At 63.7% G+C, this 21,037-nt stretch carries 17 protein-coding genes; 1 reads left to right on the top strand and 16 read right to left on the bottom strand.

The window, feature by feature from the left end; genetic code table 11:
- The first annotated feature begins 35 nt into the window (after positions 1–35).
- Positions 36–1,382, top strand: a complete 1,347-nt coding sequence (locus PAN31117_RS13150) for an MFS transporter (RefSeq protein WP_150738580.1) — start codon at positions 36–38, stop codon at positions 1,380–1,382.
- A 70-nt stretch (positions 1,383–1,452) separates the two neighbouring features.
- On the opposite strand, the gene hisC is transcribed toward PAN31117_RS13150, so the two are convergent.
- The 16 genes from hisC to leuD all read right to left on the bottom strand — a co-directional run bounded on the left by hisC (position 1,453) and on the right by leuD (position 20,936).
- Positions 1,453–2,535, bottom strand: coding sequence for a histidinol-phosphate transaminase (gene hisC, locus PAN31117_RS13145; protein WP_150738579.1), 1,083 nt, complete (start codon positions 2,533–2,535; stop codon positions 1,453–1,455).
- Positions 2,536–2,551: 16 nt separating this feature from the next.
- Positions 2,552–3,739, bottom strand: coding sequence for an O-succinylhomoserine sulfhydrylase (locus tag PAN31117_RS13140; RefSeq protein WP_052252956.1), 1,188 nt, complete (start codon positions 3,737–3,739; stop codon positions 2,552–2,554).
- Between the two features lie 276 nt (positions 3,740–4,015).
- The gene (purF, locus tag PAN31117_RS13135) at positions 4,016–5,536 is read right to left on the bottom strand and encodes an amidophosphoribosyltransferase (RefSeq protein ID WP_150738578.1); all 1,521 of its coding nucleotides are present in this window, start codon (positions 5,534–5,536) and stop codon (positions 4,016–4,018) included.
- A 55-nt stretch (positions 5,537–5,591) separates the two neighbouring features.
- Positions 5,592–6,527, bottom strand: coding sequence for a CvpA family protein (locus tag PAN31117_RS13130; RefSeq protein WP_246189060.1), 936 nt, complete (start codon positions 6,525–6,527; stop codon positions 5,592–5,594).
- Position 6,528: 1 nt separating this feature from the next.
- Positions 6,529–7,488: an SPOR domain-containing protein gene (locus tag PAN31117_RS13125; RefSeq protein ID WP_174990944.1), complete on the bottom strand. Its 960-nt coding sequence runs from the start codon at positions 7,486–7,488 to the stop codon at positions 6,529–6,531.
- Positions 7,489–7,601: 113 nt separating this feature from the next.
- Positions 7,602–8,900: a bifunctional tetrahydrofolate synthase/dihydrofolate synthase gene (gene folC, locus PAN31117_RS13120; RefSeq protein ID WP_150738576.1), complete on the bottom strand. Its 1,299-nt coding sequence runs from the start codon at positions 8,898–8,900 to the stop codon at positions 7,602–7,604.
- Positions 8,901–9,123: 223 nt separating this feature from the next.
- The gene (accD, locus tag PAN31117_RS13115; RefSeq protein WP_150576803.1) at positions 9,124–9,999 is read right to left on the bottom strand and encodes an acetyl-CoA carboxylase, carboxyltransferase subunit beta; all 876 of its coding nucleotides are present in this window, start codon (positions 9,997–9,999) and stop codon (positions 9,124–9,126) included.
- A gap of 150 nt (positions 10,000–10,149) precedes the next feature.
- Positions 10,150–10,974, bottom strand: coding sequence for a tryptophan synthase subunit alpha (trpA, locus tag PAN31117_RS13110; RefSeq protein WP_150738575.1), 825 nt, complete (start codon positions 10,972–10,974; stop codon positions 10,150–10,152).
- On the bottom strand, positions 10,928–11,800 hold the full coding sequence (locus tag PAN31117_RS13105) for a DNA-methyltransferase (protein WP_039403618.1): 873 nt from the start codon (positions 11,798–11,800) through the stop codon (positions 10,928–10,930). Before PAN31117_RS13105 ends, trpA begins: the two co-directional genes overlap by 47 nt.
- Positions 11,801–11,908: 108 nt before the next feature.
- On the bottom strand, positions 11,909–13,111 hold the full coding sequence (gene trpB / locus PAN31117_RS13100) for a tryptophan synthase subunit beta (RefSeq protein ID WP_150738574.1): 1,203 nt from the start codon (positions 13,109–13,111) through the stop codon (positions 11,909–11,911).
- Between the two features lie 74 nt (positions 13,112–13,185).
- Entirely contained in the window at positions 13,186–13,860 is a 675-nt protein-coding gene (locus PAN31117_RS13095; protein ID WP_150738573.1) for a phosphoribosylanthranilate isomerase, read from the bottom strand.
- The gene (gene truA / locus PAN31117_RS13090; RefSeq protein WP_150738572.1) at positions 13,857–14,657 is read right to left on the bottom strand and encodes a tRNA pseudouridine(38-40) synthase TruA; all 801 of its coding nucleotides are present in this window, start codon (positions 14,655–14,657) and stop codon (positions 13,857–13,859) included. Before truA ends, PAN31117_RS13095 begins: the two co-directional genes overlap by 4 nt.
- Before the next feature lie 119 nt (positions 14,658–14,776).
- Positions 14,777–17,791, bottom strand: a complete 3,015-nt coding sequence (locus PAN31117_RS13085) for a motility hub landmark protein FimV (protein ID WP_174990943.1) — start codon at positions 17,789–17,791, stop codon at positions 14,777–14,779.
- A gap of 200 nt (positions 17,792–17,991) precedes the next feature.
- Positions 17,992–19,122, bottom strand: coding sequence for an aspartate-semialdehyde dehydrogenase (asd, locus tag PAN31117_RS13080; RefSeq protein WP_072617453.1), 1,131 nt, complete (start codon positions 19,120–19,122; stop codon positions 17,992–17,994).
- A gap of 60 nt (positions 19,123–19,182) precedes the next feature.
- Positions 19,183–20,250, bottom strand: a complete 1,068-nt coding sequence (leuB, locus tag PAN31117_RS13075) for a 3-isopropylmalate dehydrogenase (RefSeq protein ID WP_150738570.1) — start codon at positions 20,248–20,250, stop codon at positions 19,183–19,185.
- 35 nt (positions 20,251–20,285) lie between these two features.
- Positions 20,286–20,936, bottom strand: a complete 651-nt coding sequence (gene leuD / locus PAN31117_RS13070) for a 3-isopropylmalate dehydratase small subunit (protein ID WP_150738569.1) — start codon at positions 20,934–20,936, stop codon at positions 20,286–20,288.
- Between the last annotated feature and the right edge of the window lie 101 nt (positions 20,937–21,037).

Genomic DNA, 21,037 nt, shown 5'->3' with positions numbered 1-21,037 from the left:
ACTCCCTTCGTGATATCGATCTCGAAGGGACTCCCATGTCAGACGCTCGCCCGCCACTCTCGCCCTGCCCGACCGCCGTCGCTGCCGAGGCGGATACGGCCATCGCACCCGACACGGCATCGCCCGATGCGCGCGTCGTGTCGCTCGTCACGTCGCTGTCGCGCGCGAATCTCGCCGCACAGTTCAGCGAACAGATGACGTTGGTAGTCATTCCGATTGTCGCGGTGATTGCATTGCAGGCGTCTGCAGAACAGACAGCCTCGTTGCAAGCCGCCACGACGCTGCCCTTCTTGCTGCTCTCCCTGCCTGCGGGCGTGCTCGCCGACCGGTACCGGCGCAAACCGCTGATGATCGCCGCGGAACTACTGCGTGCCGTCGCATTACTGCTGCTGTTCGCGCTGTTCCAGATGAAGTGGCTCTCGCTCACGGCCCTCGGCGCGCTGGGGTTCGCGATGGCCTCGGGGACGGTCGTCTTCGGGGCGGCTGCGCCGTCGCTTGTGGCCATGCTCGTCGGCCCGGCGCATCTACTCGCCGCGAACCGACGGCTCGAAACTGCGCGCAGCATCGCCTTCACCGCAGGACCGGCAATTGGTGGTGTGCTCGCCGGCGTGGCCTCGGGCACGTTTGCGTTTGCGGCGGCCTTCGCGTTATCGCTCGGCAGCGCGTTCTGGCTGTCGCGTCTGCCTGAAGAAACGCCCCGCGCGCCATCGCATCGCGACTTCCGGCGCGAACTCGCGGAAGGCATTCGCTTCATTACGACAAATGCTTATCTGCGATCGATCGTCGCAACGGCTTTCGTGTTCAACACGTCGTGGTATCTACTGCTGGCGATCTTCGCGTACTACGCCATCGACGCGCTCGCATTCTCTGCGCAGGCCGTCGGCGCAGCACTGGGCGTATACGGCTTCGGGATGGTGTGCGGCGCGATGGGTTACGCGCGCATCGCGCAGCGGCTATCGTTCGGACGACAGATCCTTTTGGGGCCGGTTTGCGCGGCGGTCGCGGCGACATTGATGGCGTCGACATCGGTGCTGGCCGTCGGCGATAAGCACGGTGCTGCCCACGTGCTGGTCTTCATCGCGTTCTTTCTGTTCGGCTTCGGCCCGATTGTGTGGACGATCTCGACGACGTCGCTGCGCCAGGTGGTCACACCGGGCGGTCTGATCGCACGCGTGTCGGCCGCGACGATGACGGCGACCTTCGGCGCGCGTCCGCTCGGCGCGTTTCTGGGTGCGTGGGTCGCATCGTCGCTCGGCATCGAAGCCTGCCTGATCGCGATGGCCTTGGGCTTTGCGATGCAACTCGCGATCATCCTCCGCTCGCCAGCAGCACGTCTGAGGTCACTGACCTCCGAGGTTGCATCCCCGACGGCAACGTCATAAACGACGACGCCGATACGATCTCTCGCATCGGCGTCGTTGTCTTGCGCACTTACGACTGACGTGCGTTGCTTCAGCCGGGCTGGGACGCGCCCAGCACGTCCCGCAATGCATCGGTCAACGCCTGACACTCGCTCTCCGTCCCCACCGTAATCCGCAGGAACTGGGCAATGCGCGCGTGTTTGAAGTGACGCACGATGATCGAACGCTCACGCAACGACGCCGCCAGTTGTGCCGCGTCATGCGACGGATGACGCACGAACACGAAGTTCGCCGTCGACGGCAACACGTCGAAGCCGAGTGCCGACAGCCGCGCCGTCAGTGCATCGCGGCTCGCGATCACAGCCTGACGCGTTTCATTGAAATACGCTTCATCCTCAATCGCAGCAACGCCCGCCGCTTGCGCAAGGCGGTCGAGCGGATACGAGTTGAAGCTGTTCTTCACGCGCTCCAGCGCTTCGATCAGATCCGGATGACCGATGGCGAAACCCAGACGCAACCCTGCCAGCGAGCGCGACTTCGAAAGCGTTTGCACGACGAGCAGATTCGGATATTTCGCGATCAGCGTCGCCGCCGTCTCGCCACCGAAGTCGATGTAAGCCTCGTCGATCACCACCACCGAATCCGGGTTGCCTGCCAGCAGACGCTCGATCTCGCCCGACGCCAGCGCGCGCCCGGTCGGCGCGTTCGGATTCGGGAAAATGATGCCGCCGTTCGGCTTGAGGTAAGCGTCGACGTCGATCTCGAACGTGTCGGTCAACGGCACGTTCTCAAACGCCACACCATACAGCCCGCAGTACACGGGATAGAAGCTATACGTGATGTCCGGATACAGGATCGGCTTGTCGTGTTTGAGCAGGCCCTGAAACACGTTGGCCAGCACTTCGTCCGAACCGTTGCCCACGTGGACGTTGGCCACTTCCAGTCCGAAGCGTGTGGCGATGGCCTGCTTGAAGCGGCGCGCATCCGGGTCCGGATACAGCTTCAAGGCATCGGCATCGGCACCGAGCGCGTCGCGAATGGCGGCGAGCACGCGCGGCGACGGGCCGTACGGATTCTCGTTGGTATTGAGTTTGATGAGCCGCTGCATCTGCGGCTGCTCACCGGGGACATAGGGCGTCAGATCGGCGACGCCCGCACTCCAGAATTTGCTCATGACGTATTCGATCCGCTCAGCTCACGAAACCGCGCGCCAGATCGGCCTGAATGTCGGCTGGCGACTCGAGACCGACGGCCAGACGGATCAGCCCTTCGGTGATGCCCGCCGCGGCACGCGCTTCCGGCGTGATGCGGCCGTGCGTCGTGCTGGCCGGGTGCGTAATGGTCGTACGCGTATCGCCGAGGTTGCCGGTGATCGAGCACACACGCGTGTTGTCGATCAGACGCCATGCGTTCTCGCGCTGCTCGGCAGGCGTCGCCCCCTTGAGTTCGAAGGCGACAATCGCGCCGCCCGCCTTCTGCTGACGCTTCGCGAGTTCGTATTGCGGATGCGACGGCAGGCCGGGGTAGTACACACGGCCGATCTGCGGCTGCTTCTCCAGCCATTGGGCGAGTTCGAGCGCGTTGGCCGACTGCTTCTCGACACGCAGCGACAGCGTTTCCATGCCCTTGAGCAACACCCATGCGTTGAACGCGGAGAGCGTCGGGCCCGCGCTGCGCACGAACGTGAATACCTTGCCCATGATGAAGTCTTTCTTGCCGACGATCGCGCCGCCCAGCACGCGACCCTGGCCATCGAGATACTTCGTTGCCGAGTGCACCACGACGTCTGCGCCGTACTCGATAGGACGTTGCAACACCGGCGTGCAGAAACAGTTGTCGACGACGAACAGCGCCCCCGCTTCCTTCGCGATCTTGCCAATGGCTTCGATGTCGGCAATGTCGGTGAGCGGGTTGGACGGCGTCTCGAGGAAGAACATCTTCGTGTTCGGACGGATGGCTGCGCGCCAGGCGTCGAGGTCGGTCGGATCGACGAAGGTCGTCTCGACACCGAAGCGGCTGAAGATCTGCGAAAACACGTTCAGCGTCGAGCCGAAGATGCTCTGCGAGCTGACGAGGTGGTCACCGGCGGAAAGCGCCGTCATCACCACCGAGACGATGGCGCTCATGCCCGACGCCGTCGCCATGCAGGCCTCGCCGCCTTCGAGCGCGGCCAGACGGTCCTGGAACATCGATACGGTCGGGTTGGTAAAGCGCGAGTACGTGAACCCTTCTTCCGAATGTGCGAAGCGCTCGGCAGCCTCGGCCGCGCTCTTGAATACGAAGCTCGAGGTCAGGAACAGCGCCTCGGAGTGTTCACCAAACTCGGAGCGTTGCGTGCCCGCGCGCACCGCCAGGGTATCGAAGTCGAAGGAATCCATCGTGTGTCTCGTCATTGGGTCGGCGCACTCGCCGGCCAAAAAAAGAAAAGCCCGTTTCGCTTGTCAGCAAAACGGGCTCGAAATCCATCTGTCTAGGCCTCGCTTTAGCTGTTTCGGGGATATTCCCCCACGTCCGCAAGCTGAAATCAAATCGACGTGAAAAGCAGTGTAGCACGTTGCCGGACGAGAAGGAAAAACTCCGCCGACCGCTCCGGTGGCCTCGGCAGCCCCAGCCTGACAAGCCTTCCGGCCATGTCAGACCCGACCGCGCATGGCTCAGAGGCCTAATTGCGCGCCGCGCGGCTCGCCTTCATCGCCTTCGCTTGCTTCGACGACCTGCGCCTTCGGTGCCTTGCGTTGCTGCTCCAGACGATTCAGGTACTCGGGCGTGACGTCGCCGGTGATGTAGTTACCGTCGAAGCACGAGGCATCGAAGTCCGACAGCGCCGGGTTGATGTCGCGCACCGCGGCCTTCATGTCCTCGACGTCCTGATAAATCAGTTCGTCTGCACCGATGATGCGGGCCACTTCCTCGTCGCTGCGATCATGGGCGACCAGTTCGCTGCGCGTGGGCATGTCGATGCCGTACACGTTCGGGAACTTCACGGGCGGCGCAGCCGAGGCGAAGATCACCTTGCGGGCACCGGCGTCGCGCGCCATCTGCACGATTTCCTGGCTGGTTGTGCCGCGCACGATCGAATCGTCGACGATCAGCACGTTCTTGTCCTTGAACTCCACGCGCATCGCATTGAGCTTCTGACGCACCGACTTCTTGCGCATCGCCTGGCCGGGCATGATGAAAGTACGGCCGACGTAACGGTTCTTGAAGAAGCCCTCGCGATAGTTCAGACCCAGACGCTTGGCGACTTGCATCGCAGCGGGACGGCTGGAATCCGGAATCGGCATGACGACGTCGATGTCCTTGTAATCGATCTCGCGGCGAATCTTCTCGGCGAGGTAGTCACCCATACGCAGACGAGCGTCGTAGACGGGCACGCCGTCGAGCACCGAATCCGGACGGGCCAGATACACGAGTTCGAAAATGCAAGGGTGCATCGACGATGTCGGCGCGCATTGCTTCGACGTCAGTTCGCCGTCGTTGCTGATGAAGATCGCCTCGCCCGGCTTGACGTCGCGCTCGAACGCAAAGCCCATGCCTTCGAGTGCCACCGATTCCGACGCAATCATCCACTCCGTGCCGTTCGGGCCCTCGAAGCGGCCGATACACAGCGGACGAATGCCGTGCGGGTCGCGGAAGGCGAGCAGACCGAAACCGGAGATGATGGAGACGATGGCGTACGAGCCGCGCAGGCGGTTGTGCACCTTGCCCACGGCCTGGAACAGCGAGTCGACGGACAGGCCGTCGCGCGAGCTTTCCTGCAATTCATGCGCAAGCACGTTGAGCAGGACTTCGGAATCGGACGTGGTGTTGATGTGGCGACGGTCAACACGGAACATCTCGTCCTTGAGCTGTTCCCAGTTCGTCAGGTTGCCGTTGTGGGCGAGCACGATGCCGTACGGGGCATTTACGTAGAACGGCTGGGCCTGTGCGGCGCTCGACGAGCCTGCCGTCGGGTAGCGCACCTGACCGATGCCCACCGTGCCCGGCAAGTCGCGCATGTTGCGCGTGCGGAACACGTCGCGCACCATGCCGTTGCCCTTGTGCATGTAGAAGGACTGGCCATCCGTCGTCGCGATACCTGCGGCGTCCTGGCCGCGGTGCTGCAACAGCAGCAGACTATCGTAGATGAACTGGTTGACCGGGGATTTGGAGACTACACCGACGATGCCACACATGGCATGAATCCTTCAAAAAACATCGAAATCTGCATCAAACGGACTGTATTATCCGTCATTCGGAAACCTTGTGCAGGCCGGTCGATGGCGTGGGCGATCCGTTGGATCCGCCACTGCGCATTCCCCATCCCTGCTGCTGACCATTCGCCGCGTCGGCAGTACCCTGCGCACTCAATCCCGTCCCCGCGCCGCCCATCAGGTTCGACAATCGGGTCGAGACGGCCTTCGTAGCACCTGCCTTCACCTCATTCACCACTTCGGTCGCTTCGATCGTTGCGCCGCGCGTCACCTGATCGACGACGCCATTCGACGCACCGATCTGCCCGTTCTGTCCGCCCGACGGCTGGCCCGGGGTGCCGGGCTGCACGCTCTGGCCACCCTGACCGCCTGACTCGGGCGCACCGCGATAGGGTTCCATCTGTGGCAAGGGAATCGTCTTTCCCAATGGATTGACGCTCGGCACGGCGGCGTCCGGCTTGCGCAGGTAGTACTGCACCGGCTCGGGGAGATACGGCATCAGCCGCTCGAGTCCTGCCTCGACCCACGGACGCGTCACCGAATGCTGCCAGACCGGTTGTTGCGGCAATGTCGTTAACTTGGCGGCGACCATCAACAACATCAAGAGCAGAGCGCCGCGAACAATGCCAAAAAGCATGCCCAACCCGCGATCGGCCGGACGCAGGCCGATCATGTCGGTCATGCGTCCCACGAGCGCGCTGACAATCCCGGCACCGAACACCACGACCACCAGCACCAGCAGAAAACCCAGCGCCCCTTGCGTCAGTTCGCCGCCCGGCAAATCGGCCGGCAGCCAATGAGCGACACTCGGACCGAAGGCGCGCGCGACGAAGAACGCCACCACCCAGCCCACGAGGTTGAACAACTCGCGCACCAGACCGCGCAACATGCCCAGCAACATCGAGCCGACCAGAATGGCGATGGCCGCGTAATCCACTACGGTCAACAGACCGCTATGCACCGTATCGCCCAACTCAGCCCGCCTCTGCGACCTGTGCCGTCAGACCGGCATCGCGAATCTTTTTGCCGGCCGCTTCGGCCGACGTTCGATCCGGGAACGGGCCTGCCCGCAGCAAATACAGTTCACGGCCGTCGACCGAACTCTTGACCATGTAGCTCGGCACGTTCACCAGCTTGAGTTTGACGAGCCATGCCTGCGCACGGTCCTGCGTCGAGAACGCGCCGATACGCACCAGATACTTGCCGTTCGCGGCGGTCTTCTGCGCGTTGTCGTGATTGTCCGGCTTGGCGGCGGGTTTGGCCGCCGTGTTGTTCTGCGCGAACTGCGCGATCGGATCGGCGACGTTGTTGTTGGCTTGCACCGGCTTCGTCTGCGTCTTCGCAGTGTCGTGCGAGTCCGGCTTGGCGGCCGGCTTCGCGTCGGCGTGCTGCTCCGGCTTCTTGACTTCGGGCTTGGCGTCCGGCTTGTGCTCCGGCTTGGCCTGCGCGATCTGCGGCTCGGGCACCACGCTCGGCGCGGGTGTCGGGGCCGGTATCGGCGCGGCGGCAGACGGCGGCACGGCGGTCGGTGCCGGCTTGGCGCTGTTCGCCAGCGTGCTGCTGTCGACCGCCTCCTCACCCTTGTCGAGTGACGCGTCGGATGGCGGCGCGACAGCCGCTTGCGGCTTCACGCGCACGGGCGGCGAGTTCGCATCTTTTCCGGGAATCTGAATGGCGATGTCGTCGGCCGTCGGCTTCGGCTCGGGCGCAAGCACCATCGGCAAAATGATGACGGCCGCGAGTACCAGCGCCAACGCGCCGACCAGACGGCGGCGCGCGCGTTGCTTTTCGGGCAGCAGCGGGTCGAGTTGCTCGTGCTCGCTGTACTCGCCCCCTCCTCCCGCCGTACGGGTGCCGGTGCGGCCGCTCCTGCGGCTACCGCGCTTCGGGGGAACGGCTTCGGCGTCTTTCTTGCGGAAGGAAAACAATCCCATAGGCCCTTGGCTCAGGTCGAAACTTGCGTCGTTGGATTGATCATCGCGCATACGGTGCGTCATGCGCATGACATTTCTCGTAAGCAAATGTCACGGCATACGCGCTTTCGCGTTCAATGGCGTTGCAATTTGCGGTGCGACATTACGCCCGCCACCGTAAAGAACGATCCAAAAACCACAATTCTATCATTCTCGCCGCACTGCTCGAGCGCAGCGGCATAGGCTTTCTCAGGGGATTCGAAGGTTTCGACCGAATGATCGGCATCTTCGACGAACCCGACCGCTCGAAGCTTCTCTTCGAGCAGTGCCGGACTCGCGGCCCGCTCCGTGGGTAACGCGCACAAACGCCAGTGATCAACCTTGTCGACCAGATGCCGCAGCACGCCTTCGATATCCTTGTCGGCCATCGCTCCGAACACGGCGTACGTGTACGGAAAGAAGCCCATACCATCGAGGTTGTGACCCAGCGCCGCCGCCGCGTGCGGGTTGTGCGCCACGTCGAGCACCACGGCCGGACGCCCCGGCAGCACCTGAAAACGTCCCGGCAGCTCGACCGATGCGAGCCCCAGCCGAATGTCCTGCGCCGACACTGGCAGCACGTCGCGCATCGATTCCAGCGCCGCGAGCGCCGCCGACGCATTGAGCAACTGATTCGCGCCGCGAAGCGCCGGATAGGCAAGCGCCGGGCGACGCATCTGACGTCCGCCATAGCTCCACTGCTGCTTGTCGCCCTGATAGTTGAAGTCGCGACCGAACAGCCACAGATCGGCACCGATGCGCTCAGCTTCGGCAAGCAGCGTCGCGGGCGGCATCGGGTCGCCGCAAACGGCGGGCTTGCCCGCACGGAAGATGCCCGCCTTCTCGATCGCGATGGCTTCGCGCGTGTTACCGAGGTATTGCTGGTGATCGATGTCGATGCTCGTGATGACGGCGCAATCCGCATCGATGATATTCACGGCGTCCAGTCGGCCGCCCAAGCCCACTTCGAGAATGACGGCATCCAGCCCGGCCGTTGCGAACATATGCATGATCGCGAGCGTGGTGAACTCGAAGTACGTGAGCGAGACCGGCTCGTCGAAACTCGTGCGGGCTTTCTCCACCGCTTCGAAATGCGGCAGCAGCGTGGCGTCGTCGACGATCTCGCCGTTCACGCGCGCACGCTCGTTGAACGAGATCAGATGCGGCGAAGTATGGCAGCCTACGCGGTAACCGGCCGACAGCAGAATGGCTTCGATGATGGCGCAGGTCGAGCCCTTGCCGTTCGTGCCGCCAACCGTGAAGACGGGGCACGGGAATTTCAGGCCGAGGGCGTCTTTCACGCGACCAATGCGCGTGAGGCCCATGTCGATGCCCACAGGGTGAGCGGTTTCAAGATGGGCGAGCCAGGCGTCGAGAGTGGAGTATGTCGGCATGATGTGCGGGCAGAAAAACAAAAACGCGGACGTCACGAACGTCCGCGCTTCATATCCTGCTAAGTGATGCTTTCAGGCGCCGCGGGTGCAGCGCTTGCGTGGCGTTGCGTCATTCTACGCCGTTGCACCGCCCTTTGGGGCACCGCAACCGCGTGCACAACGTCATCGCCAGAGTGAGCACGCGCAAGTCATTGGGCGACTCGCGCGCGCAGGGCATCGAGTATCAGGCAACGGCATCTGCCGGCTGACGCTGCATCAGCGCGATCAGGCGCGCGATCTCGTCACGCATGTCGCGACGGTTGACGATCATGTCGATCGCGCCCTTCTGCAACAGGAACTCCGAGCGCTGGAAGCCTTCCGGCAGCTTTTCGCGCACGGTCTGCTCGATCACGCGCGGGCCAGCGAAGCCGATCAGCGCCTTCGGCTCTGCGATCACCACGTCGCCCAGGAAGGCGAAGCTGGCCGACACCCCACCCATCGTCGGATCGGTCAGCACGGAAATGAACGGCAGCTTGGCGTCGGACAGCTTGGTCAGCATGGCCGTGGTCTTCGCCATCTGCATCAGCGACAGCAAACTTTCCTGCATACGCGCACCGCCCGAAGCGGTCACGCAGATGAACGGAACGCCCTGCTCCAGTGCGTTTTGCGCACCGCGCACGAAGCGCTCGCCGACCACCGAGCCCATCGAGCCGGCCATGAACGAGAACTCGAAGCAGGCGACGACGACCGGCAGCGTGTGAATCGCGCCGCCCATCACCACCATCGCGTCGGTCTCGCCGGTGTCGTCCATCGCTTCCTTGATGCGATCCGGATACTTGCGGCTGTCCTTGAACTTCAGTGCGTCGACAGGCACGATTTCCTGGCCCAGCTCATAGCGGCCTTCGGGATCGAGCAGCGCATTCAGACGCGCGCGCGCACCGATGCGCATGTGATGGTCGCACTTCGGGCAGACATGCAGATTCGCTTCCACGTCGGCGCGATACAGCACGGCTTCGCACGACGGGCACTTGATCCACAGCCCTTCCGGGATGCTCTTGTTGCGCTGCGTCGGATCGGTTTGCTTGATCTTCGGGGGCAGCAACTTGTCGAGCCAGCTCATAGTTTCTCCTTGCCAAACGCCCGCCCCAACAAGAGACGGGCGTTTCCGGGGCATTTCAAGGCGACCGTGTAATACGGTCGTTTCAATTCAGCGTTTCACCAAGCGGATCTGCGTCATGCAGCGCTATTCGGGCAAATTTCTGCCGCGAATTTACGCCGATTTGGCGCCCGAGTCGAGCGCCTGACGGATACCGCCGATAAATTCAGCCAGCGATTTTACCGCGTTCTGCCCCTCCAGATCACGTGGCGTGTTTTCCAGACGCTGCACGATGGCGCTGCCGATCACGACGGCATCGGCAACGCTCGCCACCGCGCGGGCCGTTTCGGCATCGCGAATACCGAAACCCACGCCCACCGGCAGGTCGGCGACCGCCTTGATTTGGGGAATCTTCGACGCCACGCTGTCCAGATCCAGACTCGCCGCTCCCGTCACGCCCTTGAGCGAGACGTAATACAGATAGCCGCTGGCTTGACGCGCCACCGCAGCAATGCGCGCATCGGTCGACGTCGGTGCGAGCAGGAAGATCGGATCGATGCCCTGCGCGCGCACGGCACCGGCAAAGCTTTCTGCCTCCTCGGGCGGGTAATCGACGACCAGCACGCCGTCCACGCCCGCAATAGCTGCACGTTCGGCAAAGGCGTCGAGCCCCATCGCTTCGATCGGATTGGCGTAGCCCATGAGCACGATCGGCGTGCGGTCGTTGGTCTGACGGAAGACGGCGACGTAGCCCAGCACTTCGGCCAGGCTCACGCCGCGGGCGAGTGCGCGCTCCGAGGCGCGTTGAATGACGGGACCGTCGGCCATCGGGTCTGAGAACGGCACGCCGAGTTCGATGACGTCGGCGCCATTGTCGGCCAGTGCATGCATCAGCTTGACCGTCCACCCCGGCTCCGGGTCACCGGCGGTAATGAACGGAATGAGGCCCTTTTTACCCTGCGCTTGCAAGGCTTGGAACGTCGCTTGAATGCGGGACATGATCGGAAAGTCTCTGAAGTCGTTGGTTTGCGAGCGCGTGGTAGTGCGCGTTTAGCTCGTAGCCGACAAAACGCCGGCCGTGCAGCGCGCAAGCCACGGCAGTCGTGCCACTGCCCATGAACGGGTCGAGCACGAGACCGCCGGGCGGGCAACTGGCCAGCACCATGCGCTCGATGATGTGCAGCGGTTTCTGCGTCGGATGATCGACGCGTTCGGGGTCTTGCCGGTGCAATCGCGAGATCGACCACAGATCCTTGGGGTTGTAGCCCAGCTCCAGCCACTTGCTGCCCTCGAAGATGCGGCGCGAGCGCGCCTTCTTCGTGGCGGCGTCGTACGGCACGCGCACGGCGTCGAGGTCGAAGTAATAGTCCTTCGAGATCGCGAAAAAGCCGATGTTGTCGTGCACGGACGAGAATCGCCGCGTACTGCCGCCCATACTGGGCACGCGGCGATCCCAGATGATCTCGTTGATCATCAGCATGCGCTGCTTGAGAAAAACGAACAGTTCCGGGGCGTACTGCCACGTGCAGAACAGGTAGAGCGAGCCGCGCGGTGCGAGCTTCGGAATCGCCGCTTCGAGCCAACCGTACGTCCAGCCGAGAAAGTCCTCGCCGGAGCGCTTGTCGGAGTCGTTGCCGTAGTCCTTGCCGAGCCCGTAAGGCGGGTCGGCAAGGATCAGGTCTACACTGCCGTCTTCCAGTTCGTGCAGATGTTGCAGGAAGTCCGCATGACGCAACGTGATGTCGCCCGGCGCCCAACGCGCGCGCAACTCGCCGGCCGCTTCCATGGCCTCGAGACGTGCGGCGGCGGCTTCGGTGGCGTCCATGGGACGCTCGGTCCCGAGGACGTCATTCTGTGCCTTGCGATCAGTCAGATCGGTCATGCTGGTTCTGTTGTCCTTAACCTTAGGATCGATGGAGTCTCGCCGCGCCGCTCAGGTGCCCGAGGGTTCTGGCTTGGCCAGCGCCATCACGGTGTGCATGTCCTTGTCGCCGCGCCCCGAGAGATTGACCAGAACGATCTGGTCCTTCGGCAGCGTCGGTGCAAGCTTGCACGCGTAAGCGAGCGCATGGCTCGACTCCAGCGCGGGGATGATGCCCTCGATCCGGCAGCAATCGTGGAAGGCCCGCAGGGCTTCGTCGTCGGTAATGCCCACATACTCGGCGCGCTTGATGTCGTGTAACCAGGCGTGCTCGGGACCGACACCGGGATAGTCCAGACCGGCCGAGATCGAATGCGTCTCGGTGATCTGACCGTTAGCGTCCTGCAATAGATAGGTGCGGTTGCCGTGCAGCACGCCGGGCGTGCCGCCGATGATCGACGCCGCGTGACGGCCGGTCTCAATGCCTTCCCCGGCCGCTTCCACGCCCACGAGCTTCACGTTCGGCACATCGATGTACGGGTAGAAAATTCCCATCGCATTCGAACCGCCGCCCACGCAGGCCAGCACGTAGTCCGGCTGGCGACCCGCGAGTTCGGGCATCTGCACCTTGCACTCTTCGCCGATCACGCTCTGGAAGTCGCGCACGAGCATCGGGTACGGGTGCGGGCCGGCCACGGTGCCGATGATGTAGAACGTGTTTTCGACGTTCGTCACCCAGTCGCGCATGGCTTCGTTCAAGGCGTCCTTGAGCGTCTTGGAGCCGGATTCCACCGGCACGACGGTCGCGCCCAGCAGTTGCATGCGGTACACGTTGGCCGCCTGACGCTTGACGTCTTCCGCGCCCATGTACACCACGCACTCCATGCCGAAGCGCGCCGCGATGGTCGCCGTGGCCACGCCGTGCTGCCCTGCGCCGGTCTCGGCGATCACACGTGGCTTGCCCATGCGACGCGCGAGCAGCGCCTGCCCGATCACGTTGTTCACCTTGTGCGCGCCCGTGTGGTTCAGGTCTTCGCGCTTGAGGTACACCTGTGCGCCGCCCAGTTCCTGGCTCCAGCGCTTGGCGTGATAGATCGGCGACGGACGGCCGACGTAGTGCTTCAGTTCGTAATGGAATTCTTCGAGGAAGGCCGGATCGTGCTGATACTTGGCATAGGCCGCACGCAGTTCGTCGAGCGCGTGGATCAGCGTCTCGGCCACAAAGACACCGCCGTATTGGCCGAAATGGCCGCTGGCGTCAGGGAAATCGTACATGGTCGTCACTCATCGGTTGCCAGTGGGCAGGAGAACAGGAGAACGAGCCCCTGCGCCCACCCCGGCGGGTTGCTTCACTGTGCGTCGGCAGCGAGAACCGCTTGCACGAACGCCGTCATGCGGGCGTGATCCTTCACGCCCCGCGACGCCTCCACACCGCTCGACACGTCGACGGCATAGGGCGCCACCCGGCGGATGGCTTCAGCAACGTTGTGTGCGTTCAAGCCACCACTCAAAACGGCCCGACGCGCGATGTCTTTTGGAATAAGTGACCAATCGAAAACCTTTCCTCCACCGCCGTAGCCCTCGACCAGAGCATCGAGCAAGATGCCTTGCGCGGCGGTGTATGTATTGGCGAATTGTAGCAAATCGCCGCTGTCTTTCGTCTCGGGGCCGATACGCATAGCGCGCATGTACGGACGGTTGCCCGCCGCCTCCGCCAACGTTGCGCATTGCTCGGGCGATTCGTCGCCGTGGAATTGCAGCGCGGTGAGCGGAACGGCGTCCACAGTGCGGGCGATCTCCTCGGCACTCGCATTGACGAACAGTCCCACGAGGCTCACATACGACGGCACCCGGCGGGCCAGTTCAGCCGCACGCGCGAGGTCCAGGTAACGCGGACTCGGCGGGTAGAAAACGAAACCGATGGCATCGACACCCAGCGCCACGGCGTGGTCGATGTCGGCCGCCTGCGACAGGCCGCAGATCTTGATACGCGTACGAGACTTCACAGCATTCGGGGATTTCATGACTTGGCCCACGGCATCGGGAACGGCCACGCAGCCAAATTTGGCTCGGGTACGTCGTATCGCTCAGGATACCCGACGCGCGCCAGATACAGGCCGTCCGGCATGAAGGTCGGGGCGGCCTGACGGCGATCGCCGCTCGCGAGCACATGCGTCATCCAGTTGGCCGGCTGACGGCCGCGGCCGATCGCGACCAGACACCCCATGATGTTGCGCACCATGTGATGCAGGAAGGCGCTCGCGCGAAAGCGGAAGAGGAAGAAGTCGCCGTGCTGCTCGATATCGATGGCGTACAAATGCTTCACCGGTGTCTTGGCCTGACATTCGGACGAACGAAACGCCGAGAAGTCATGCTCGCCGACCAGCGCCTGACCCGCCTCACGCATAGCCTCAAGATCGAGCGGCGTATGCAGCCAGCCGCAACGACCTTCGAGCAACGGCGAGCGCACCGGATTCGCGTACAGGACGTAGAAGTAGGTGCGCTCGAAAGCGGCGAAACGGGAGTGGAAATCGTCCGGCATCGCCTTCGCCCACTGCACGGCGACGGTCTTGGGCAGGAAGGCGTTCACGCCGCGCACCCACGAGAACATCGCACGATCCAGATCGGTATCGAAATGCACCACCTGACCAATGCCATGCACGCCCGTGTCGGTGCGACCCGCGACCGTGGTCGGCAGCGCCACGCCGCCGAACTCCCGCAGCGCGGCTTCGAGCGCCTGCTGCACGGTGTTGCCGTGCGGCTGCGATTGCCAGCCGGAGAACGCCGTGCCGTCGTAGTGGATGCCCAGTGCGATTCGCATATGAAAAAGAAAAATGGGCGCTCAACCAACGAGCGCCCCAAACTACGGTCAATCAGTCTTGTTCGGGTCGGGCCTCGCGACGCACCCGCAGGCGCGTTGCGAGACGTGATGAACAGGGATTACTTGCCCAACTCAGCCAGCCGCGAGCGCGCGACGGATTGCTGTGCGGCGTCGCCACCGGCAATCACTTCTTCGAGCAACTCGCGCGCGCCGTCGTCGTCGCCAATCGTCTGGTAGGCCGTCGCCAGTTCGAGCTTCGTGTGGAACTCGTCCGGCACACCGGGTTCCGCCGCCGGTGCCGACGCAGCAGCGCTTGGCGAGGTCTCGACCGGATGCGGGACGATCGCCTGCGGCGCATGCACCGCTGCTTCGGGTGCGGCCGCCTGATGCTGCGGCGCTGCGGGCACTTCGGCGTAAGGCGTCTGCGGTGCCGACGTATCCAGCGTCTCATGTTCAACCAGCGCTTCCTCGCCAGTCACGTCCGAGAGTGTCGGGGCGCTGACGAATGCCGGTGTGGCGGCGGGCTGTGCGTCGTCGCCCTTCAAATCGAGACTGAAGTCCGACAAGTCGAACGACATCGGACGCAGCGACGGGGCTTCATGCGCCGCATCGGTATAGCTGCGCGGTGCTTCCGTGGCGCTGGCGGCCTGCTGCATCGCGGCGTCGAAGTCTGCGTCGCTCAGCTCATCGTCGAGGTCGGCCATGTCCGTCATATCGCCGGAATCCGCCGTGTGGGCGGCTTCCAGACGCGGGTCGCCCGGAGGCGCCATCGTGAACTGCACCGAACCAATGCCCTGGCTCAGCGACGGCAAGGCGTCGCTCGAAATCGTGCCGACGTTCGCCGGCTGGCCCGGAATGCCCAGATCGAGATCACCGAGCATGCCCGCCACACCGCCCTCGGGGGTGGCGTCCGCATGCTCCACATGCGACAGCGTAGCGGCAGCACCGCCGGTCGCCGCAGCCGCGCCCAGTGCTTCGAGCGACGTCAGCGCATCGTCGGCGTGCGCATCGTGTGAATCCTCCGGAGCAGACGTCTGACCGGCCTCTTCGGCAAATGCCGCATCCCAATCGATTTCCGGCTCGCTGGCGGCTTCTGCCACCGGCTCCGGCTCGTGGTGGGGCGGCACTTCATCCGCCACAGGCTCGGCAGGCGCGTCGAAGGCTTCGGACGCGACTTGCTCGGCTTGTGCCGCGTTCTGCAACTCGCCAAGGCCTTCGGCATGCGCCGTTTCAGCCACTGCGTCGGTCACCGGAACTTGCTCGGCGTCCCATGCATCCAGCTCGTTCGATGCTTCGACCGTGGAATCCAGAGCGACTTCATCGCGCGCGGCCGCTTCCGTCTCCGGCTCCGACCACGCTGCGTCGGCTTCCGGATGGAGGTGTTCGTCGGCCTCTGCCTGATTCGCGGCGTACAGCGCGGCAGCACCTGCGGCCCCCGCAGCGGCAACGCCCGCAGCCGTCGCAACGCCATGTGACGTAGGCTCAACGGCTTCAGCCGCGTGCGGCTCGTCTTGCGAGGACGTTGGCTCTACGTTGCCACCCCGAGCGTCACGACCGTCGTCATACGGTCCCGGCTGGCCGACCGGCGGCTCGGCGCGGCGACGGCGCATCAGCCACCACAGGCCGAGCAACACCACCAACACACCGGCACCCGGCAACACATACGGATTCTGCGTGACTGCGCGCCAGTTCATGGCAGCGTTCGGCGTCGGCTTCGATTCGGCCGCCGGTGCGCTGGCCGCTGCCGCAGACGCTGCAGCAGCATCGCTTGCCGGAGCAGCCGCCGCCGGTGCGTCGGAGGCGTTCGCGTCAGCCGATGAGGCCAAGGCTGCATCGCTCGCGGCAGCGCCGGACGCGGCCGCCGCCGTCGCATTGCTCGCGGCAGCATCGGCCGCCTTTGCGTCGGCATTCGTGTCATTCGCCGCCGCGCTCGTCGTCGGCTTGGTGCCTGCGACCGCAGGAGCGGTCGTCTTGCCATCGGCGGGTTTCGCCGTCTTCTCTTGCGCAGACGCCCCGGAAGCGGTGGCGGCCTGCTGCTCCAGATTAGCGACGGCCTGATTCTTCATCGCCAACAGCTTCTGGAGATCTGCTACGTTCTTCTGCAACTCATTCACCCTGCCCTGAGCCTCGGTCTGAGCCTTGCCCTGGGCGATTTGCTCTTCTTCGTTGCCGCCGGCACGGCCCGCCGTGCCTCCCTTGCCGGGTCGCGACAACTTCAACTCATCGCGTGTGGCGGGGGCGGCAGCTTCCGGTGCCTTGCCCGCCTCGATCGCGCCCTGTGCACTGCGGCCACCGGCCGGTGCTGCCTGCTGCGCCGTGGAATCGGCCAGCCGCGCGCGATACGCGTCAAACTGTTCCCGCGCGGCGGACACGAACTTGCGTGCCTGCGCAGGTGGAATGCTCTGCACTTGCGCATCGGCGGGACGATTCAACGTCGCCCCCTGACGCAAACGGTTGGGATCGTTGCCGATGAACGCCGAACGATTCGATTCGAACAGCGCGGTCATCATCTGGGCCAGCGTCGTGCCGCCTTCGCCGCCGGTGTACTCGCGGGCAATCGACGACAGCGAGTCGCCGCGCGTCACCGTGCGGGCGTTCTCGCCCGAGGTCGCAGCACGGCTCTCAGCGCCATTACCAGCGGGCGCCGGGACAGCCGCAGCGGGGGCGGCCGAGCGAGACGTGGAAGCCGATGCGTCGGCACCAGCGGCAGAATTGGCCGCAGCGGCAGGCACGACAGCCTGCGGCTGTGCAGCGCTGGCCTCCGGAATGGCCGACAGCGTCACGGCATTCGACTGACGCCCAGTGCGCCACTCGAGCACCAGCAACAAATCGAGGAACGACGTGCTGACCGGCTCGGCCGAATCGACGTGCACGAGATACGTGCCGCTATATCCGGCGTCGCGGCCGCCCGTGGGCGTCACCGATACGGACAGCTTGTCGAGCGTGGGGTCGTAGCGCAGTCCGGCCTGCCTGAAGGCATCTCGCGGCGCGAGCTTCACCGACAAGCCATCGGCCTCGGCCTGCGAGACATTGCCCAGCACGATCACGGCGCGCAACGGCTGACCCGGACCCGAGCGAACCTGTTGCGGACCGAACTCGGCCGCGCCGGCGTTCAGAAGCCCGAGGCTCCACAAGACAGCCGCCGCCGCACTCAAGCGAAACGAATTGCGGGACGAATTTGCGCGCTTGCCGGTCGAGTATTTCCGCACTGTGTCTTGTCTAGCCTGTCAGTCGTTTGTCACTGGTCACTCATGCAATACGAGTGGCCTCCCAAAGCGCGGACGGCGGCCTCGCGGGCCGCCGTTCTTCACGCCTTACCGATACGCTGCAACGCTTACGCGTCGAGCAGGATCCGCAGCATGCGGCGCAGCGGTTCTGCTGCGCCCCACAACAGTTGATCGCCCACCGTAAATGCCGACAGGTACTCCGGACCCATCGACATCTTGCGCAAGCGACCCACCGGGATCGTCATCGTGCCGGTCACGGCCGCAGGCGTCAAATCGGTCATCGACGCTTCACGCGTGTTCGGCACCACCTTCACCCAGTCGTTCGCCTGGCCGATGATGTCGGTCAGTTCGTCTAACGGCACATCTTTCGTAAGCTTGATGGTCAGCGCCTGGCTGTGGCAACGCATTGCACCGATACGCACGCACAGACCGTCGACCGGAATGGCACGCGTGCCCGGGAAGCCGTCGCCCAGCCCCAGAATCTTGTTGGTCTCGGCACCGCCCTTCCACTCCTCCTTCGACTGACCGTTGCCCAGATCCTTGTCGATCCAGGGAATCAGGTTACCGCCCAGCGGCACGCCGAACTGCTTCGTTTCGTCAGCCGTCAGTGCGTGTTGCTTGGCCAGGACCTTGCGGTCGATCTCGAGAATCGCCGAGTGCGGATCGTCGAGCAGCGCCTTGACTTCGGCGTTGATCGTCCCGAACTGCGTGAGCAGCTCGCGCATGTGCTGTGCGCCACCACCCGATGCCGCCTGATACGTCATCGACGTCAGCCAGTCGACCAGACCGTGCTGGAACAGACCGCCCAGGCCCATCAGCATGCAGCTGACCGTGCAGTTACCGCCGACGAAGTTCTTCGTGCCCTTGGTGAGCGCGTTCTTGATGACGTCGAGATTGACCGGATCGAGCACGATGATCGCGTCGTCCTTCATGCGCAGCGTCGACGCTGCATCCACCCAGTAACCGTTCCAACCCGCTGCACGCAGCTTCGGGAAGATTTCTGTTGTGTAGTCACCGCCCTGGCAGGTAATGATGATGTCGCATTTTTTCAGCTCGTTGACATCATTGGCGTCTTTCAGCGAAGTTTCGTTCTTCGCCATCGACGGGGCTTTGCCGCCCGCGTTGCTGGTGCTGAAAAACACCGGCTCGATCAAAGCAAAGTCGTTCTCCTGCTGCATACGCTGCATCAGAACCGAACCGACCATGCCCCGCCAACCTACCAGACCTACGGTTTTCATTTATCCACTCTCTTATCGTTGCAATTGCGCCGAGGGGCGTCTCCCGACGCCCCGTCAACGTTATAGCGCAGCAACCACTGCTGCGCCCATTTCGCGCGTACCGACCTTGGTCGCGCCTTCCTGCCAGATGTCGGGCGTGCGCAACCCCTGCGCCAGCACCTTCTTCACGGCGTTTTCGATACGGTCGGCCTGTTCGGCACGACCCAGCGTGTAACGCAGCATCATGGCTGCCGACAGGATCGTTGCCAACGGATTGGCCACGCCCTTTCCGGCAATATCGGGGGCCGAACCGTGCGACGGCTCGTACAACCCCTTGTTATTGGCATCCAGCGAAGCCGACGGCAGCATACCGATCGAACCCGTGAGCATCGCGGCCTCGTCCGACAGGATATCGCCGAACATGTTACCCGTCACCACCACGTCGAAGTTCTTAGGTGCCTTGACCAGTTGCATCGCCGCATTGTCGACGTACATATGCGACAGCTCGACCTCCGGATACTGCTTGGCGACCTCGATCATCGTGTCGCGCCACAGTTGCGACGTCTCCAGCACGTTGGCCTTGTCCACCGAGCAAAGGCGCTTGTCGCGCTTGGCTGCGGCCTGGAAAGCCACGTGTGCGATACGCTCCACTTCGGGCACGCTGTAGCGCATGGTATCAAAACCTTCGCGTGCACCTTCGAAAGCCCCATCCGGCGATTGACGGAAGCCCTTGGGCTGACCGAAGTAAATGTCGCCGTTCAGCTCGCGAATGATAAGGATGTCGAGACCTGCGACGATCTCCGGCTTCAGGCTCGACGCGTCGGCCAGTTCCTTGTACAGAATGGCCGGACGGAAGTTGGCAAACAGCTGAAGGTGCTTGCGCAGCCCCAGAATCGCCTGCTCGGGACGCAGTGCGCGCTCCAGCGAGTCGTACTTCCAGTCGCCCACCGCGCCGAACAGAATGGCGTCGGCTTCCTTGGCCAGCTTGAGCGTGGCGTCCGGCAGCGGATGCCCCGCCGCCTCATAGCCCGCACCACCCACCGGCGCCTCTTCCAGCTCGAACGTCTCGCCAAGCGCATTGAGCACATTGATGGCTTCCGTCACGATTTCCGGACCAATGCCGTCACCCGGCAACACAGCAATTTTCATGCAATCTCCTTGGATGTGCCTTGCCTACGCGGGACTTAGCCCGGCAGACGCGTTGCGAGCCACGGCTGCTTGGCGAGCCGCTCGGCCTCATAGGCGCGAATCTTGTCCGCGTGACGCAGCGTCAGGCCAATGTCGTCGAAACCGTTCAACAGGCAGTACTTGCGGAACGGTGCGATGTCGAACTCATAAGCGCGACCGTCGGCCGTCATGACCGCCTGCTTTTCCAGATCGATGGTCAACTGATAGCCGTTGAACGCGGCCGTCTCGTTGAACAGATGGTCGACCTGCATCTCGGACAGCGCGATCGGCAGCAACCCGTTCTTGTAGCAGTTGTTAAAGAAGATGTCGGCGAAGCTCGGCGCAATCACGGCACGGAAACCGTATTGCTGCAATGCCCACGGGGCATGCTCACGCGAGCTGCCGCAGCCGAAGTTCTTGCGTGCGAGCAGCACGGTCGCGCCCTGGAAGCGCGGTTGGTTCAGCACGAAATTCGGGTTGAGCGGACGCGTGCTGCAATCCTGGCCCGGCTGGCCGACATCGAGATAACGCCACTCGTCGAACAGGTTCGGGCCGAAACCCGTGCGTTTGATCGACTTCAGAAATTGCTTGGGGATGATCGCGTCGGTATCGACGTTTTCGCGATCCAGCGGTGCCACCAACCCCGTATGGACGGTAAATTTTTCCATCACGAACCACCTGATCAAAACAGTTCGGCTGAGGCCTGCCGCATGTACTGCGGGCCGTCAAACCGGAAATTTGTAGGTGTGCGTGCGAGGCTTCTGCCCGC

Origin of the sequence: Pandoraea anapnoica (assembly GCF_902459765.1) — a bacterium.
GTDB classification, from domain to species: Bacteria; Pseudomonadota; Gammaproteobacteria; order Burkholderiales; family Burkholderiaceae; genus Pandoraea; species Pandoraea anapnoica.
The sequence above is the reverse complement of the archived record's forward strand: the minus strand, read 5'-3'. Positions and strand labels throughout refer to the sequence as shown.